19 protein-coding genes are annotated in these 15,260 nt (G+C 63.7%); 15 read left to right on the top strand and 4 right to left on the bottom strand.

From position 1 onward, the window contains the following. Nucleotides 1–84 precede the first annotated feature (84 nt). Nucleotides 85–240, top strand: a complete 156-nt coding sequence (locus MUN73_RS16270; protein ID WP_250141564.1) for a hypothetical protein — start codon at nt 85–87, stop codon at nt 238–240. On the opposite strand, the gene MUN73_RS16265 is transcribed toward MUN73_RS16270, so the two are convergent. Both MUN73_RS16265 and MUN73_RS16260 read right to left on the bottom strand, forming a co-directional pair. Further along, a complete protein-coding gene (locus tag MUN73_RS16265) occupies nt 235–1,377 on the bottom strand; it encodes a CobW family GTP-binding protein (protein WP_250141563.1) in 1,143 nt (380 codons plus the stop codon). The two genes, MUN73_RS16270 and MUN73_RS16265, sit on opposite strands and share 6 nt — an antisense overlap. Nucleotides 1,378–1,443: 66 nt before the next feature. Next, on the bottom strand, nt 1,444–2,145 hold the full coding sequence (locus MUN73_RS16260; RefSeq protein WP_250141562.1) for a glycosyltransferase: 702 nt from the start codon (nt 2,143–2,145) through the stop codon (nt 1,444–1,446). Between the two features lie 158 nt (nt 2,146–2,303). Between MUN73_RS16260 and MUN73_RS16255 the strand changes: the two genes are divergently transcribed. The 14 genes from MUN73_RS16255 to MUN73_RS16195 all read left to right on the top strand — a co-directional run bounded on the left by MUN73_RS16255 (nt 2,304) and on the right by MUN73_RS16195 (nt 13,604). Then, nucleotides 2,304–3,293 (top strand): beta-ribofuranosylaminobenzene 5'-phosphate synthase family protein, encoded by a 990-nt coding sequence (locus MUN73_RS16255; protein ID WP_250141561.1) that lies wholly within the window; start codon nt 2,304–2,306, stop codon nt 3,291–3,293. 250 nt (nt 3,294–3,543) lie between these two features. Continuing rightward, nucleotides 3,544–3,951 carry a DUF7475 family protein gene (locus tag MUN73_RS16250; RefSeq protein WP_250141560.1) on the top strand — a complete coding sequence of 136 codons (408 nt, stop codon included), beginning with the start codon at nt 3,544–3,546 and terminating at the stop codon, nt 3,949–3,951. Between the two features lie 297 nt (nt 3,952–4,248). Beyond that, entirely contained in the window at nt 4,249–5,343 is a 1,095-nt protein-coding gene (locus tag MUN73_RS16245; RefSeq protein WP_250141559.1) for a GNAT family N-acetyltransferase, read from the top strand. A gap of 198 nt (nt 5,344–5,541) precedes the next feature. Further along, nucleotides 5,542–6,042: a DUF7344 domain-containing protein gene (locus tag MUN73_RS22785; protein ID WP_425492734.1), complete on the top strand. Its 501-nt coding sequence runs from the start codon at nt 5,542–5,544 to the stop codon at nt 6,040–6,042. A gap of 346 nt (nt 6,043–6,388) precedes the next feature. Then, a complete protein-coding gene (locus MUN73_RS16240; protein ID WP_250141558.1) occupies nt 6,389–7,048 on the top strand; it encodes a helix-turn-helix domain-containing protein in 660 nt (219 codons plus the stop codon). Nucleotides 7,049–7,115: 67 nt separating this feature from the next. Next, nucleotides 7,116–7,475, top strand: coding sequence for a DUF7344 domain-containing protein (locus tag MUN73_RS16235; RefSeq protein ID WP_250141557.1), 360 nt, complete (start codon nt 7,116–7,118; stop codon nt 7,473–7,475). A 408-nt stretch (nt 7,476–7,883) separates the two neighbouring features. Then, nucleotides 7,884–8,162: a hypothetical protein gene (locus tag MUN73_RS16230; RefSeq protein ID WP_250141556.1), complete on the top strand. Its 279-nt coding sequence runs from the start codon at nt 7,884–7,886 to the stop codon at nt 8,160–8,162. An 86-nt stretch (nt 8,163–8,248) separates the two neighbouring features. Continuing rightward, on the top strand, nt 8,249–9,082 hold the full coding sequence (locus tag MUN73_RS16225) for a phosphoenolpyruvate hydrolase family protein (protein ID WP_250141555.1): 834 nt from the start codon (nt 8,249–8,251) through the stop codon (nt 9,080–9,082). A gap of 2 nt (nt 9,083–9,084) precedes the next feature. Then, nucleotides 9,085–9,525 carry a cupin domain-containing protein gene (locus MUN73_RS16220; RefSeq protein ID WP_250141554.1) on the top strand — a complete coding sequence of 147 codons (441 nt, stop codon included), beginning with the start codon at nt 9,085–9,087 and terminating at the stop codon, nt 9,523–9,525. After that, nucleotides 9,522–10,757 (top strand): Tm-1-like ATP-binding domain-containing protein, encoded by a 1,236-nt coding sequence (locus tag MUN73_RS16215; RefSeq protein WP_250141553.1) that lies wholly within the window; start codon nt 9,522–9,524, stop codon nt 10,755–10,757. Before MUN73_RS16220 ends, MUN73_RS16215 begins: the two co-directional genes overlap by 4 nt. A gap of 162 nt (nt 10,758–10,919) precedes the next feature. After that, nucleotides 10,920–11,756, top strand: coding sequence for an RAD55 family ATPase (locus MUN73_RS16210; RefSeq protein WP_250141552.1), 837 nt, complete (start codon nt 10,920–10,922; stop codon nt 11,754–11,756). Nucleotides 11,757–11,867: 111 nt separating this feature from the next. Continuing rightward, entirely contained in the window at nt 11,868–12,740 is an 873-nt protein-coding gene (locus MUN73_RS16205; RefSeq protein ID WP_250141551.1) for a hypothetical protein, read from the top strand. Next, complete coding sequence (locus MUN73_RS16200) at nt 12,737–13,246, top strand: DUF8135 domain-containing protein (protein WP_250141550.1); 510 nt, start codon at nt 12,737–12,739, stop codon at nt 13,244–13,246. Before MUN73_RS16205 ends, MUN73_RS16200 begins: the two co-directional genes overlap by 4 nt. A gap of 34 nt (nt 13,247–13,280) precedes the next feature. After that, nucleotides 13,281–13,604 carry a transcription factor S gene (locus MUN73_RS16195; RefSeq protein WP_250141549.1) on the top strand — a complete coding sequence of 108 codons (324 nt, stop codon included), beginning with the start codon at nt 13,281–13,283 and terminating at the stop codon, nt 13,602–13,604. A 75-nt stretch (nt 13,605–13,679) separates the two neighbouring features. On the opposite strand, the gene MUN73_RS16190 is transcribed toward MUN73_RS16195, so the two are convergent. Next, entirely contained in the window at nt 13,680–14,222 is a 543-nt protein-coding gene (locus MUN73_RS16190) for a hypothetical protein (protein WP_250141548.1), read from the bottom strand. Beyond that, nucleotides 14,213–15,103, bottom strand: a complete 891-nt coding sequence (locus tag MUN73_RS16185) for a hypothetical protein (RefSeq protein ID WP_250141547.1) — start codon at nt 15,101–15,103, stop codon at nt 14,213–14,215. Before MUN73_RS16185 ends, MUN73_RS16190 begins: the two co-directional genes overlap by 10 nt. Nucleotides 15,104–15,260 lie beyond the last annotated feature (157 nt).

Below are 15,260 nucleotides of genomic sequence, written 5' to 3'. Positions count from 1 at the left end.
ACGATCGATCGTCTCCAGTTCGAGCGGACGGGTTCGGAAGCGAGGACGGAAAAGCGTATGTCGGCGACGGTGCTATCCCGCGCCATGTGCCAGTACTGTAACTACTCGTTCACCGACGGATGGGGGCAGCTGCTCGAGTACGACGACGTCTACCAGAACGCGATCGCGGAAGCGACGACCCAGTCGACCCACGGCTTTCACGAGTCCTGGGACGAACTGAGCGACGAACTCGAGTCATAGCGGGAACGGCTCCGTCCACTCCTCGTCCTCGATCCCCGCCGCCGCGTCGACGACCATCGCCTCGAGTTCTTCTCGGATCCGTTCTTCGTCCATCCCCCTGCCGATGAACACCAGCTGGGTCCGCCGATCGTCGTCGGGTCGCCACTCGCCGATCGGCCCCGCCTGCACCGCCGGACCGGCCTGGCTGAGCCCGATCACCTCGTCGTGACCGGCGACGTGACAGACGCCTTTCGCCCGGACGATCGAGCCGTCCCACTCTTCGAGCCAGTCGGCCAGTTCGTCGGGCCGAAACGGCGCGTCGGCGCGAAAGACGAACGACGAGACGCCGTGGAGATCGGCGGCGCGCTGCTCGTGAGCGTGACCGTCGTGTCCGGCAGCGTCTGTCTCGCCGTGGTCGTGACCGTGCCCCTCACCGCGGAGTTCGCGTTTCCACCCCTGCGATCGTTTCGCCTCCTCGAAGTCGAAGCGGCCGGTCCCCAGCACGAGGTCCGGGTCGACCTCGCAGTAACTCGTGCGGACCCGCTCGGCCCGGGGCTGGAGCCGATCGACGACGGTCTCGATTTCGTCGACGACGTCGTCGGGAACCATGTCGGTCTTGTTCATCAGGAGCACGTCACAGAACTCGATTCCCTCGACGAGAACCTCGCTCAGCGGTCGCCGCTCGTCGGGCTGGGCGTGCTCCGGAAGCGTTTCGCCGGCGTCAAACTCCTTCCAGAACCCGTACGTGTCGAGGACGGTCACCATGGTGTCGAGCCGGAAGCGTTCCGTCGGATCGATGTCGCTCGCGTCGGTTCCCTCGGTGAACACCTGGGCCACGGGGATCGGTTCGCTGATCCCGGAGGATTCGACGAGCAGGTACTCGAACTCCCGTTCCTGCGCGAGTCGTCGGGCTTCCTCGAGTAGATCTCCCTGCAGCCGACAGCAGATACAGCCGTTCGAGAGATCGACGATGCCGTCGTCCTCGTTTTCGCGGGCGATCAGGTCCGCGTCGACGTTTACTTCTCCCATGTCGTTGACGATGACGGCGATCTCGCGTCCACCCGGATTCGACAGGACGTGATTGACGAGGGTGGTCTTTCCGGCACCGAGATACCCGCTGAGCACGGTGACCGGGATTCGATCCGTGTGTTGTGCCATTTGGTACCAGCCCTGACCACCGCAGGGATAGTAAACGATTGGGTCGGACCCCCTCCGCCGATCGGGCTAAAAGTACGGCCGGATCGGGGTCGTTCCGGGGAGCGCGTACCGGAGATAGCCCACCAGGTTCGTGAGGAAGAGGCCGACGTACCCCTCCCGCTCCTGCCGACGGGGTGAGGTCGCCACGGGACAGGTGTGATCGTAGACGACCGTCCCCCGCCGTTTGAGCCGGAGGGAGAGGTCCGTATCCTCGAGGAAGGCGAGGGACTCGTCGAAGCCATCGATCGCCTCGAAGGCCGATCGGCGGACGCTGCAGTTCGGCCCCGGCTGCTGGACGAAGCCGACGGGCCAGCTGAGCCGGTACCACCAGTCCGAGAGGACGCGAAAGGCGAGCGGATGCAGGGGATCGTCCGTGCCGGCCCGGAGCGGCCCGCCGACGCCGACGACGGTCGGGATCGCGTAGTGGCGGTAGTGGCGGCGAACCCAGGTCGACGGAACGATCGTGTCCGCGTCCGTGAAACACAGCACGTCGCCGCTCGCGACGCTCGCGCCGAGGTTCCGGGCCGGGCCGGGCCCGTCGCATCGCTCGTCGACCAGCGCCCGATCGACCCGGGGGTGGTCGCGGGCGACCGCGAGCGTCTCCCGCCCGGTAGCGACCACGATCACCTCGAGTGCCCCGTCGAAGCGCTGGGTCGCGAGCGCGTCCAGGGTCCGATCGAGCCGATCGGCCTCCTCGCAGGCAGGGACGACGACCGAGGCGTCTGCCATTGGTCGAGCGTGTCGCCGCGGGCGATATAATCGCGCCGATCGCTGGTGTCGCGAGCGCCAGCCCCTCACGGCCACCGCGGCTGCACGCCCCGCTCCCGCCAGTGATTGCCAGCGTCGAAACCCCCTTCCGGTGGGCTTGCCTACCCGCCGACACTGACATGGCGACGATCACGGTGAGTGCGGGTGCACGGCTCCACGTCGGCTTCCAGAACCTCTCGCTCGCCCGCGAGCGCCTCTATGGCGGGATCGGGCTCGGCCTCGCGGAGCCGCGGGTGACCGTCACCGCCGAACCCGCGTCCGGCGTCGAGACCGATGACCCGCTGGTCCGGGAGTACGCGGAGCGAGCAGCGGCCGTGCTCGACGTTCCCGGCGTCGCGATCGAACTCGAGGAGCGCCTGCCCCGGCACGTCGGGCTGGGAAGCGGCACCCAGCTCGCCCTGTCGATCCTGACGGCGACCGCACGGGCCCACGGCCGCGATCCGCGGGTTCGCGAACGCGCGCCTGCGATGGGACGCGGCGGCAGGAGCGGCATCGGCGTCGCGACCTTCGAGGACGGCGGCTTCGTCGTCGACGCCGGCCACCCGACGAGCCGGTTCACTACCGACCCGCCCGCGGAGGGCGACTGGACGGTCCCGCCCGTCGTCGCCCGCCACGACCTGCCCCCCGAGTGGCGATTCCTCGTCGTCGTCCCCGACGCCGACCCCGGCCGCAACGGCGAGGAAGAGGACGCCAGCATGCGCGCCGTCGTCGAGCGCGCCGATCCGGCGATCGCCGACGAGATCGCCGGCGTCGTCACCCGGACGCTGCTCCCGGCCGCCGCGGAGGGCCGCCTCGAGGCGTTCGGCGAGGCGATCGCCGAGATTGGCCGCAAGAACGGCGCGTGGTACGCGGACGCCCAGGGCGGCGTCTTCCGGCCGCCGGCAGGCGAACTCGTCGAGGCGCTCGAGGCCTGTCCGGTCCTGACCGGCGTCGGCCAGTCCTCGTGGGGACCGGTGGTCTACGGCGTCACCGACGCGGCACACGCCGACGAGGCTGCGGGCGCGGCCCGGAACGCGATCGCCGATCGAGGACTCGACGGGGACGTGATTCTCGCACGCGCTGGGACCGACGGTGCGCAGATCGGTGGTAGCGATCCGGCAACAGAATAGCGACGGTAGTCGCGATCCCGGCAGCAGTCGGGAGCACGAGTTCGCTATTCGGAACAGTGACTGAAACTGCACCGCTCGATCCGGAAAATCCGACTGCGAACGGAGCGTCGAAGTTTGTGTCAGTTCAGATAATGTTCAGTACCCCGTGCTGAACATATAGCGCAGATGGAACAGTTATGTCCCGAGTTTCACGATGCTGATTCGATGATCACACCAGCATATTTTTGATTGTACTGTGCATATTGCAACTATGGAAACGAACCGTACAACGAACTCGGCTTCGACGTTCACCCGTCCGTCCAACCCAATCGGGTATCTCGCTGTACTCATGGCACTCATAACGGGCGTTCTACATTTGTTGGCATCTACGAACGCTATCGAGTTTAGTGTGCTACTTGCTGTTCTTTTCATTCTCAACGGACTCGGCTTTGTAGGAGGGGCAATTCTGTATCTATCCCGGTTTTGGCGCCGGTGGCTCTTTCTTGTCGCGGCCCTCTACTCGATCGTAACGATTCTCGCGCTCTTCGCGATACAGGGATGGGGTGTAGAAGCGTTCTACGTGGAAGGAACCATCAATCCGATCGCGATTATTACAAAAGCTGCTGAAGCGATACTTGCTGTCTGTGCGATCTATTTATATCTATACAGTGTCAACTAGTGCAGGATCTGCGACCAACCGCACTCAACTTCGCTGCTGTACTCACCCTCTCTATGCAACACGCCGCTCTTGACAGTGATTCAGTGGTTCGATCGAGGTCTGCTGAATAGATAGCGCATATCGGTTACGCGATAATCCCGTTAGTCCCCACCGCCTCGTTTGAACAGCACTCTCGCGGAGTGACCGCTACCGGCTACCAAACTGGTGTTTCAAGTGCTTCCGTACAGTCCTATGGCCCCACGTAAGGCACTGACACACGACCCTAATGCTCAAGGGTGGGCGATCTGACGTGCCTGTATGCATATTCGTCGGGTTCGCACCGAAGCGGACGCCCTCCGGCGCTACAGTGAGATGTGCTGGATTCCCTATCACGAGGAGTTGAGTGAAACGGTGGACTCGCATTCCCTGATCGACGACCTCGATAGACAGGAGGTAGTCGAGTTCCACCTCGACCTGCTCGATTCACCATCGAACCGGTTGTGGGTCGCTCTCGACGCCGGTGACGACCCACCGGTGTCACTGTCGGCAGACGACGCGACGGTCGCCGGGTTCGTGCAGACACGGCTTGAGCCGTCTCCGCAATATTTCGACTGGCCTGACAGGCTCCACGTCAGTGATATCTGGGTGCGGAAATCCTATCGGGGGACAGGTCTCGCCGATGACCTGATGGCACGCGTGAGACAGCAGGCGCGAGAGGACGGGTGTGCAGAGCTGACACTCGACGTCGCGACCGAGAACGAGCGGGCGATGGCCTACTGCGAGAAGCGTGGCTTCGAGGTCCAGGGCTTCGGGATGCGTGTGCCGTTGCAAGATGTCACGCTGGACGTCAGTGCCAGTGAACCGATGACCGGTGCTCACTCGTCAGTCCACCTCCGCCGGGTCCGGGTCGAAGAAGACGTCATGCACCGGTTCGTTGAGGAGTGTTGGTTCCCATTCTGGCGAGATCTCGGTGCCGCCGTCGGTGAGCACCACCTCAGTCAGGACATCGACCGGAACGCACTGGTCGAGGAACTCCTCGAAGAGTACGACGTGCCGGACAGGCGATGTTGGGTTGCTCTCGACGATAGTGAAGACGCGACAGCCTCCCTCGCCGAGACTGACGCCGTGTTCGCCGGTTGGCTGAATGCCGGACTCGAACCGAGTGACCGGTTCCTTGACCCGCCGGAACGGCTCTTCATCGGAAACCTGTACGTCGGCACCACCTACAGAGGATCGGGGCTTGCCGACCATCTCGTTTCCCGGGCGATGCAGTATGCACGTGAGGAAGGCTGTGGCGAACTCTCACTCGGCGTGGAAGCGGATAACGAACGAGCAATGGCGTACTACGAGAAACTCGGGTTCGAACCACATCGACAGCGGATGGCTGTCTCCCTTAATGCTGTCGAGACGTAGCGATTGATAGCTTTACGACCGGACACCATGAGCCCGGATTTTGAGCGCTCGTCGGGGCCGAGAACCGTTCGAGGGGCATCGGGCGTCCGTTCCGAACTGGACTGTTTCGCTACTGCTGACTACATCCTCTGAATCGGTCACGGTGATTCTGACAGCTGTCGAATAGTTCGTTTGGTGAATGCTGAACTCAGGGCGCGAATGTGCCACTCGGGTGAGCGCGATCAGCGTGGCGAGTCGAACGCTCAGTACAGGATGAGTAGTGTTCAGTGCGGGCCAAAACTGTACTGCCTGAATCGAGAAGAAGAGGACTCACATATGATTATTTACATATGCTTTATTGATCCTTGTGTGGTAACTGGCAACATGGATTCCGCGGGATGCTATCCAGATAAGGCACCGATGATAGACCAGCTTATGGATACGCTGGGTGAGAGTGTCCGGCGGGAGACTATCCACTATTTCGAAAATCACAGTAGCGGAAAGACCGCTACGGTCGATGAATTGGTCGCTCACATCGGGGCGCGAGTTCCAAATAAAGACCGTGAAGAACTATCACTCCTGCTCAGACATACCCATCTGCCAAAACTGCAATCAAGAGGGTGGCTGGAGTTTGAGCATCGAAGTAACACCATCCGATATCATGGCCATGAATCAGTCCAACAATGGCTGGAAGATGTATTAGAGGTATTTAGCGAATAGAGACAGTATCTCGAACCCATTGTGCGCGAACCTACCGGTACATAAGCACGTGTAGTGTGCGGATGGTTCACCGATTTCGGCGTGAAACAAACGAAGTCGTCGTGCAGAACTCATTCTCTGTATCTTGCACGCGCTTTCTGACAACTGTTGGAGAGACCGAGTGAGGTATGCGAGATACACAACGCGAATGCTGCACGGGTGGAGAATCGATTTGTGAAGAGGTGATCGCTCAGTACAGGGCAAATACATACCGAGTCGGTGGCCAACATGAAACGCGAATCTGTTCGTGACTCGGTTATATAGCCTCGTGGTGGGTATTTACGCTCAGGGCACCTCCGTTTGGACGATGGCTACAGAGGCTTCCTTTACGGTACCGTCCGAGAAATTCCCGCTAGGGACGGTGTTCGAGAAACTGCCGGATGTGTCGGTCGAACTGGAGCGGATTATCCCTGCCCGAGACGTGGTGATCCCGTACTTCTGGGTTCGGGGAACCGCTGTTGACGATGTCGAAGGGGCGTTCTCGGAGCACCCGGGCGTGAAGGAAATCCAGTTCGTCGACTCCGTCGAAGACGAGCATCTGTTGCGCGTCGAGTGGGCGATGGATTACGACGACGTATTAACCACGCTGACTGAGACGCAGGTCACGCTCATCGAAGCCGTCGGGACGAACAAGCAGTGGACGTTCGATATTCGTGGTGACACCCGTGGTGATATTGCTGATTTCCAACCCCGGTGTCGGGAGGTAGGCATCCCGATCATGATCACGAAACTGCGCGCGCTCACGCCAATCGAGACGGCTACCGAGGCTGCACTGACCGATACCCAGCAAGAAGCGTTGGTGCTCGCCTACGAGCGCGGCTACTTCGAATCCCCGCGTGAAGCAACGATGAAAGAAATCGGCGACGAACTCGGTATCACACAGCAGGCCGTCGCATCCAGACTCCGGCGTGGAATCAAGCACATCCTCGGAAGTACGCTATCCGATGTATCGGCTCCCTCTCGGTAGGGTACTTAAAAGTATGTTGGGTACTAAATAGTGTGAGTAATTCGGGCAGGTTTCTGAAGATGACGCAATGAGCGAGAGACGCATCACATTCGACACGGTTCTCGACCTGTGTAGTGATGAGCACCGTCGCATCATCCTGGCGGTACTCGCAGAAGAGCAGCGTTCATTGACGGTGAATGACCTCAGGAGAACGATTCTTACCTACAATCATCATACGCCAGTTACCAACGCTTCTGAAGCGGTGCTAACGGAAATTCGAGTCTCGATATCCCACACGCACATTCCGAGGTTAGAATCGGCAGGAGTCATCGAATACGATTCGGAACGGAACGTCGTGGAACCAACGGAACAGTTCGACCAGTTACAGCCTCATCTATCCGCGATTCTCGATATCGATCCGAATCTCAACGAGCCAGTTGAGTTGTAAGTTGGTGCAGGTGGCTCGCTATTCACAATATGGCGCTTGGGTTACTTCAGTGGTGTCTGGAATGAAGATGTAGTCAATATGCAGGTCTACTGAACGGCTAGTTCATCGGATTCGGTGTGGAACAAACGAAGCCGACGCACTGAACTTATCCTCTGTATTCAGCACGTGGTTTTTGACAGGTACTGGTGAGATCGGTAACTGCTCGGCCTGTACTGACCGCGAGTTTCGCAATCCAGTCCGAGTAAAAAAGTCGTGTTACTACCTACTGCGAGGTTGATTCGTCCGAACGTGGAGATAACGGGCGTCGGCCAGTTATTCCGGAGAGTCCATCCGATCCCGTTCGTCGACGGGGAAGAACGACCCTGATCACCCCGGCACTAGTAGTTCACGGTGGCCGTATACCAGCATATGGCAACACGCATCCCACTCACCAACTGGGAAACGGTGCGTGACGAACTGCGCCGGTTCGGCGAGACCGGGAACGTGACCGCCGAAGACGATCGGATTCGGATCGACTTCGGATCCGCACGCGTCGAGGTGACGCGAAACGGACGCGTCAGCACGGGGATGCCGCTCCACGAGTTCGAGCAGGACGGAGCGGTTGAACTCGTGGTGGACCACGACGCAGGAGCGCTCACGATCGACGCCGACGACGTGACCTACACGTTCAGGCGACCCGGCGGGTAACGGCACCGCAGCCGTGTCAGCCCTGACGTACCAGCATATTTATAGGAACGTTGAATAGACAGGAGATGGTCGGCATACGTTATCGCATGACATTCACACACGAGGAATCGCTGACGCGGCTACGCGAGACCGTATCGAGCGGGGAGCCGATCGTCGGCGCCGGCGCGGGGACGGGGATGTCGGCGAAGTTCGCCGAGCGCGGCGGCGTCGACCTGCTGATCATCTACAATTCGGGACGGTACCGAATGAACGGCCGGGGCTCGCTGGCCGGCCTGCTTCCGTACGGCGACGCAAACGAGATCGTTCTCGACATGGGCCGGCAGGTGTTGCCGGTGGTGGAGGACACGCCCGTTCTCGCGGGCGTCAACGGAACCGATCCGTTCCGGCAGATGGACGTCTTCATCGAGGACCTCAAACGACGCGGGTTCTCGGGCGTCCAGAACTTCCCGACGGTGGGCCTCATCGACGAGGACAGCCAGTTCCGGCAGAACATCGAAGAGACGGGCATGGGGTACGACAAGGAGGTCGACATGATCCGGGAGGCGTCCGAACAGGGCATGCTGACGTGCCCGTACGTCTTCAGCGAGGACCAGGCCCGCGAGATGACCGAAGCCGGGGCCGACGTGATCGTGTCGCACATGGGGCTGACGACCTCGGGGGACATCGGTGCCGAAACGGCGCTCGACCTGGAAACGGCCGCGGAGCGAGTGCAGGCTCACCACGACGCGGCCACGGACGTCGACGAGGACGTCCTGGTCATCTGTCACGGCGGCCCGATCGCGTGGCCCGACGACGCCGAGTACGTCCTGAACAATACGGAGGGCGTCGTCGGCTTCTTCGGCGCGTCCAGCCTCGAACGTCTTCCGACCGAAGAGGCGATCGAGAACCAGGCCCGCGAATTCAAATCGATCGAGTTCTGACCATGACCGAGATACCGTACTTCGTCGAACCGGACGACGTCGAGAGCCAGGTGTTCGACTGGGGCGTCCTCAAGTGGCTGAGCACGCCCGCGGTCACCGGCGGCGATCGCTTCAGCGCGGGCGTGGTGAAACTCAAACCGGGCAAGGGTCACGAACGACACACCCACCCCGAAAGCGACGAGATACTCTACGTCCTCCGGGGAACGGGCGAGCAGGAGGTCGCGGACGAGACGCGCGAGATCACGGCGGGCGAGATGGTGTTCGTCCCGGAAGGGGTCGAACACGGGACCGTCAACACCGGCTGGGAACCCTTGCTCCTCCTGGCCGTGTACGCACCGCCCGGGCCGGAAGACGTGCTGGCCGACCTTCCGGAGTGTGAGATCGTCCCGGCAGGGGAGTTGCCGACTGCAGAACACGTCGGGGAGGGGGAATCCGATCCATGAGCGTCGTCATCGTCGGCACGCTGGACACGAAAGCCGAGGAGATCGGCTTCGCCAGGGACGTCGTCGAAGCCCAGGGCGTGGACGTCCACGTCGTCGACACCGGCGTCGTGGGCGAACCGGGGTTCGAGGCGGAGACGTCCGCGAGCGACGTCGCCGAGGCGGCAGGGACGACGCTCGAGGAACTGCAGGAAGAGGCCGATCGCGGAGAAGCGATGGAAGCGATGGGCAACGGGGCAGCCGAAATCGCCCAGCGGTTACACGACGAGGGAGTTCTCGACGGCGTCCTCGGTCTCGGCGGGTCGGGCAACACTTCGATCGCGACGACGGCGATGCGGGCGTTGCCGGTCGGCGTTCCGAAACTCATGGTTTCGACGATGGCTTCCGGCGATACGGAGCCCTACGTCGGGTCCCAGGACATCATGATGCTGTACTCGGTCGCCGACATCGAGGGGCTGAATCAACTCTCGCGGCAGGTCATCGCCAACGCCGCCCTCGCGATGGTCGGGATGGTCGCGAACGAACCCGACGTCGAGGTCGAGGACCGACCGACGATCGGCATCACGATGTTCGGCGTCACGACGCCCTGCGTGCAGACGGCCCGCGAGAGACTCGAGGAGAAGGGCTACGAGACGATCGTCTTCCACGCGACCGGTACGGGTGGCCGCGCGATGGAGTCGCTCGTCGAGGAGGGCGTCATCGACGGCGTGCTGGACGTCACGACGACCGAATGGGCCGACGAACTGGTCGGCGGCGTGCTCAACGCCGGCCCGGATCGACTCGAGGCGGCCGGCGACGAGGGCATCCCGCAGGTCGTCTCGACGGGCGCACTCGACATGGTCAACTTCGGTCCGCGCGAGTCGGTGCCCGAGGCGTTCGAGGGGCGGACGTTCCACGTCCACAACCCGCAGGTGACACTCATGCGGACGACGCCCGAAGAGAACGCCGAACTCGGGGAGATCATCGCCGAGAAACTCAACGCCGCGACGGGACCGACGGCGCTCGCGCTCCCGCTCGGCGGTGTCTCGGCGATCGACGTCGAGGGCGAGGACTTCCACGACCCAGAAGCTGACGCAGCATTGTTTGATGCGCTGCGGTCGTCGCTCGACGACGACGTCGAACTCCTCGAGATGGAGACCGACGTCAACGACGAGGCGTTCGCGACGACGCTCGCGGAAACCCTCGACGAGTACATGAGAGATACCGGACACGGACCCGCGAGTGACGGAGTATAGCTGGTGACCGGATACGACCCGATCAGTATGCGTCTCTCGGCCGGCTCCGGAACGAGGGCGTGCCGCGTTCGGGGGACTCGGCGAGATTTCTCGAGAATCCGTCCGCCTGGTGAGACGATCGGCTGCCACAACAGGTAAGCAGGTCTGGACGAACCGAGGCGTATGGAGCGGATGCCGCTGGGCGTGTCGCGACTCGATCGGACGATCGGCGGCGGGGCACCGGCGGGAAGCGTCGTGTTGCTCGCCGGCGAATCGGGTGCCGGCGCCCGCGAATTCTGCTACACGTGCGCGGCGATGAACGGCCTCGCGCGAAGCGATCCGGAGCAGTTCGACCTCTACTACGGGGACCTGGGCGATCGGGCGACCCTGCCGGAGGAGGTCCACTACGTCTCGTTTACCGACGAGCGCGACGCAGTCCACGACGAGATGGGGTTCGTCATGGACGACGAACTCGTCGATTCGGGGCTGGCGGCCGTCGACTTCTTCGAACTGGCGGCCGAGTACTTTCAGCTGACGCCGGTGCCGACGGAGTGGTACGCCGAGCGGACGGCCGACATCACGGCACTGGGCGATCGCAACGATCGGAGCGACGTGCTCGAAGCGCTCGGGACGTACCTCACCGAGAACGCGGCGAACAGCCTCGTCGTGATCGACTCCGTCACCGACCTGATCGCGGCGGCCGACGATCGGCTCGACTGGTCGGACCTGACCGTCTTGCTCAAGGGACTCGCCCGCGCATCCCATCGCTGGGGCGGCGTCATCCTCCTGCTCGTCAATTCCGAGTTGCTCGGGCCGACGGAGCTCGGACGGCTCAAGGAAGCAACCGACGGCACGCTCCTGTTCGAGTGGGAGAGCGGCGGCTCGGAACGCGCCCGGACGCTCGTCGTCGAACAGTTCCGTGGCGTGCTCTCGCGGCTCGAGGACGAGGACATCGTCCGGTTCGAGACCGAGATCCACGACGGCGGGTTCGACATCAGCAACGTCCGGAAGATCAGGTAGCCGGTGGCCGGACCGCGACCGATCGGGGATCCGTGGCTGGCCTGACCGGCACGTGTCGACCGACGTGATCTGCAATAATCCTTAAGAGAGCGTCGTCCGAACTGTGCGTAGATGGCGAGCGAGGATCACGACGATGGCGGAGTCTCGTTCGCGTTGCCGGATGAGGTCGACGACTGGGTGGCCGACACGGCCGATCGACGCGACGAGACGCGCGACGACGTCTGTCGACGCCTCGTGACGGCAGCACACGCGATCGCCACCGACGACGAGGTCGACCCGGTCGATCGGGACGACGTCGACGACCTCCAGGGCCAACTCGACGCCCAGCGCGAGGAGTTCGTCGAACTGCTCGAGGACGTCCGATCGCGAGTCGTCCAGGTCAAGCGAGAAACCGACGCGAAAGCGCCGGCGGCCCACGATCACGACGAATACGCGACTGCGGAGGCGGTGGCCGACCTCGAGGCCGACCTGGGGACGCTCGAGGAGACCGTCACCGGCGGCTTCGACAACTTCGAAGACGTGCTCGAGCACCTGCTCGACCGGACCGACGACCTCGAGGATCGATCGACGGTGCTCGCGACCGCCGTCGTCGACCTCCGGGACCGGCGGGACGCGCTCGCCGAGCGCGAACGGCGGCGGGCCGAAACCGAGCGCCTCAAACTCGCGGCGAACCGCCTCGGAATCCGGACGGCGACCTGTGAGGAGTGCGGGTCCGCGGTCGACCTCGCACTGTTGACCCGACCGGAGTGTCCACACTGCGGTCGGACGATCGCGGAGGTCGCGGCAAAGTCCTCGATCTTCGGCTCGCACACCCTGGAGACGGGCGAGCCGCCGGCGCTCGAGAGCCACGCCCAAACCGCCGTCGGCTCGACGTCGGACGAGGTATTCGAGGCGGTGGAAGCCGACGCCGACGACGGCGGGACGGGCGACGAGAGCGACGCCCCGACGCCGAACCGAACCGGGGACGGAGAGGCGAACCGATGACGGAGCCAGCCGACGACTCCACCCCGTCCGATGCGGGGCCAGACCGCGACGGCGGGACCTCGATCGTCCGGTACGACGAGACCGACGTGAGAGCGCCGGACGAACGCGAGGGCCACACCGGCGAGGCCGATCGCGAGCGCGACCGATCGGGGCCGCTCGGCGACCTCGCGGCGGCGATCGACGCCGAGAACGAACGCTCCGGCGGGGACGCGTTCGACGAGTTGTTCGAGCGGGAAGACGTCGCCGAGATCGACAGCGACCGGCTCTGGGACCGGATCGAATCCGATGGGTCGGCCCCGGATGACCTCCTCGGCGACGATCGCGAGATCCGCGAGATCGAAAAGCAGAGCTACTGCCACCAGTGTGAGCACTTCGCGGCGCCGCCGACGGTCGGCTGCACGCGCGAGGGGACTGCGATCCTCGAGATGCCGACTCGCGAGACGTTCCGCGTCGCGGACTGTCCGATCGTCCTCGAGGACGAGGAACTCGAACGGCGCTACGAGTGATGAATTTTTGCGGACCGAGTGCGTAGGCTCGGCCATGCAGTTTTGCGACGACTGCGGCTCGATGATGAAAGCGGAGGGCGATCGCATGGTCTGTACGAACTGCGGCGAAGCGACGGCGCGGGACCGCGACCTCGAAGACGAGTTCGTCTCGACGGAGTCACAGACCGACGACGACGTGATCGAGTCCTCGGAGGACGCGAACTTCGAGGGGAAGCCGAAGGCGACGGACGTGATCTGCGACGAGTGTGGCACCCAGGAGGCGTGGTACACCCTCAAGCAGACGGCGTCGGCCGACGAACCGCCGACGCGCTTTTTCAAGTGTACCGAGTGCGGTCACCGCTGGCGCGGCTACAATTGATCGCCGGACGCGATCGGTTCCAGTACCACCTCCCGCCCCGCCTCGATCGGTCGCCAACCGCGGAGCGCTGGCCCCTCACTCGTCGATCGCCCGATCGTACCACGTCGGCCGACCGACCGCCGTTTCGTTTATCGCCGCGTAGTCGACCGATCGCTGGACGGTGACCGTCACGTCGTCCACCTCGCCGAGGTAGCGGTTGTGGAAGGACCGAACGATGCCCCGGTCGTCGACGCTCGCGTCGAGCGTGATCGACCGAACGTTCCGGGGTTCGAACTGGCTCCGGAAGTATCGCGCGTCGGAGCGAGGGGTCGATGCGTCGTTGAACAGCCTGTAGCGTGGACGATCGGTTGCCGACGACCGTTCGGCCACCGCGGTCGGGACCCCCTCGAAGACGGCCCTGAAGAAGCGCTTCGCGCTCGCCCCTCTGCCGCCGAACGGCACCGTGTTGGTCCAGTAGAACCAGGAGGCGATGAAGTCGTCCGGCGGGGTGAACGTGTTGTAGGTCGGCTCCCCGTCGGACGAGACCCGCCGCAGATACGTGTCGCCGTCGGACCAGAAACTCGCCCTCGCCGGTCGCTCGCCGAGGAACTCCGGCGCGTGCTCCCCCGCTATCGCCACGTGCACGAGGTAAGTTCGATCGGCGTCCAGTTCGACCGTGATCGACAGCGACGAGCGGAGGGTCCGTTCGGCGTCGCGAACATACCGCGAGACGTCGAGCGTGTAGGCCGCATTTCGAGGGTCGATTCGTGGGCGGTGGCGAGCGCGTCCGGATCGACGACCCCATCCTCGGTCACGCCGGGCACGATCTCAGTCGGGTCGTTCTCGACGCCTGCCAGCGCCTCGGGTCGAGGAGCGATTTCTCCGACCCTCGCGGCGCCCAGTCCGGTGAGAACACCGCCGACAGCGACCAGCAGCGTTCGGCGGTCCACACGCCGCTTCGCCGACACGGTACTACCGGCCCCATCCTCGCTCGCGGGGCCGTCGTCACCGTCGGTCCCGTCGCTCGGGTTCGCCGCAAGGGACGACGTGGAGTCGCCGTTCGTCTCCCGGGTCGTTCCCGACGGCTCGGCATCGGCTCTTGGCGGCGGATTCCCGGGTGGTCTCGGCGGTTCGGACAGCTCTTCCCCGGTACGGTCGATCGCGAGGCCGCCGAAGTAGTCCTCCAGCAGACGTCGCTGCACGTCCCGCTCGAGGGCGTAGCGGACCATCATTCCGAGTTCATCGGCGCCGATCACCCGGACCCGATCGGGGACCTCGTCTCCGGGCGGATCTGCGGCCGTGACGATCGCGTCAACTCCGTCCGGGGGTACAGGATCGCCGCCTTCGGCCACCGCGTACAGCGTTTTCTTCTCCTCGTGGTTCGGGCCGCGCACGACGATCGACTGGCCGTCCCGTCGGGTCTCCCGACCGCGCGCCGCCCAGAGATCCGCGACGAACGCCGCGAACTCCGCTCTCGATAGCTCCGAAAGCAGGTCGCGGATCTCCTCGGCGGAGAGCATCAGTCGTACCTATCGGCCGAGAGCTAGTCAAATCTTCGCACGGGAACGAGATGTTCCGGCCCTCGTACCGCCTTCGCGCCGATATCGTCGCGACGACGCCCCAGGCCGATTCCGCCGTTCCGGCGGTGGGCGCAACGTTCACAACGATTCGGCCGAA

The organism is Halosolutus amylolyticus (genome assembly GCF_023566055.1).
Lineage (GTDB): Archaea > Halobacteriota > Halobacteria > Halobacteriales > Natrialbaceae > Halosolutus > Halosolutus amylolyticus.
This window is presented reverse-complemented; position numbering and strand designations above follow the sequence as displayed.

What these genes read in the sequence shown, in the direction of transcription:
- MUN73_RS16240 (WP_250141558.1), top strand. Translation starts at nt 6,389, where the DNA reads ATGGCTACAGAGGCTTCCTTTACGGTACCGTCCGAGAAATTCCCGCTA.
- MUN73_RS16270 (WP_250141564.1), top strand. Translation starts at nt 85, where the DNA reads ATGTGCCAGTACTGTAACTACTCGTTCACCGACGGATGGGGGCAGCTG.
- MUN73_RS16195 (WP_250141549.1), top strand. Translation starts at nt 13,281, where the DNA reads ATGCAGTTTTGCGACGACTGCGGCTCGATGATGAAAGCGGAGGGCGAT.
- MUN73_RS16230 (WP_250141556.1), top strand. Translation starts at nt 7,884, where the DNA reads ATGGCAACACGCATCCCACTCACCAACTGGGAAACGGTGCGTGACGAA.
- MUN73_RS22785 (WP_425492734.1), top strand. Translation starts at nt 5,542, where the DNA reads ATGTGCCACTCGGGTGAGCGCGATCAGCGTGGCGAGTCGAACGCTCAG.
- MUN73_RS16200 (WP_250141550.1), top strand. Translation starts at nt 12,737, where the DNA reads ATGACGGAGCCAGCCGACGACTCCACCCCGTCCGATGCGGGGCCAGAC.
- MUN73_RS16210 (WP_250141552.1), top strand. Translation starts at nt 10,920, where the DNA reads ATGGAGCGGATGCCGCTGGGCGTGTCGCGACTCGATCGGACGATCGGC.
- MUN73_RS16185 (WP_250141547.1), bottom strand. Translation starts at nt 15,103, where the DNA reads ATGCTCTCCGCCGAGGAGATCCGCGACCTGCTTTCGGAGCTATCGAGA.
- MUN73_RS16205 (WP_250141551.1), top strand. Translation starts at nt 11,868, where the DNA reads ATGGCGAGCGAGGATCACGACGATGGCGGAGTCTCGTTCGCGTTGCCG.
- MUN73_RS16215 (WP_250141553.1), top strand. Translation starts at nt 9,522, where the DNA reads ATGAGCGTCGTCATCGTCGGCACGCTGGACACGAAAGCCGAGGAGATC.
- MUN73_RS16265 (WP_250141563.1), bottom strand. Translation starts at nt 1,377, where the DNA reads ATGGCACAACACACGGATCGAATCCCGGTCACCGTGCTCAGCGGGTAT.
- MUN73_RS16225 (WP_250141555.1), top strand. Translation starts at nt 8,249, where the DNA reads ATGACATTCACACACGAGGAATCGCTGACGCGGCTACGCGAGACCGTA.
- MUN73_RS16255 (WP_250141561.1), top strand. Translation starts at nt 2,304, where the DNA reads ATGGCGACGATCACGGTGAGTGCGGGTGCACGGCTCCACGTCGGCTTC.
- MUN73_RS16245 (WP_250141559.1), top strand. Translation starts at nt 4,249, where the DNA reads ATGCATATTCGTCGGGTTCGCACCGAAGCGGACGCCCTCCGGCGCTAC.
- MUN73_RS16250 (WP_250141560.1), top strand. Translation starts at nt 3,544, where the DNA reads ATGGAAACGAACCGTACAACGAACTCGGCTTCGACGTTCACCCGTCCG.
- MUN73_RS16260 (WP_250141562.1), bottom strand. Translation starts at nt 2,145, where the DNA reads ATGGCAGACGCCTCGGTCGTCGTCCCTGCCTGCGAGGAGGCCGATCGG.
- MUN73_RS16220 (WP_250141554.1), top strand. Translation starts at nt 9,085, where the DNA reads ATGACCGAGATACCGTACTTCGTCGAACCGGACGACGTCGAGAGCCAG.
- MUN73_RS16235 (WP_250141557.1), top strand. Translation starts at nt 7,116, where the DNA reads ATGAGCGAGAGACGCATCACATTCGACACGGTTCTCGACCTGTGTAGT.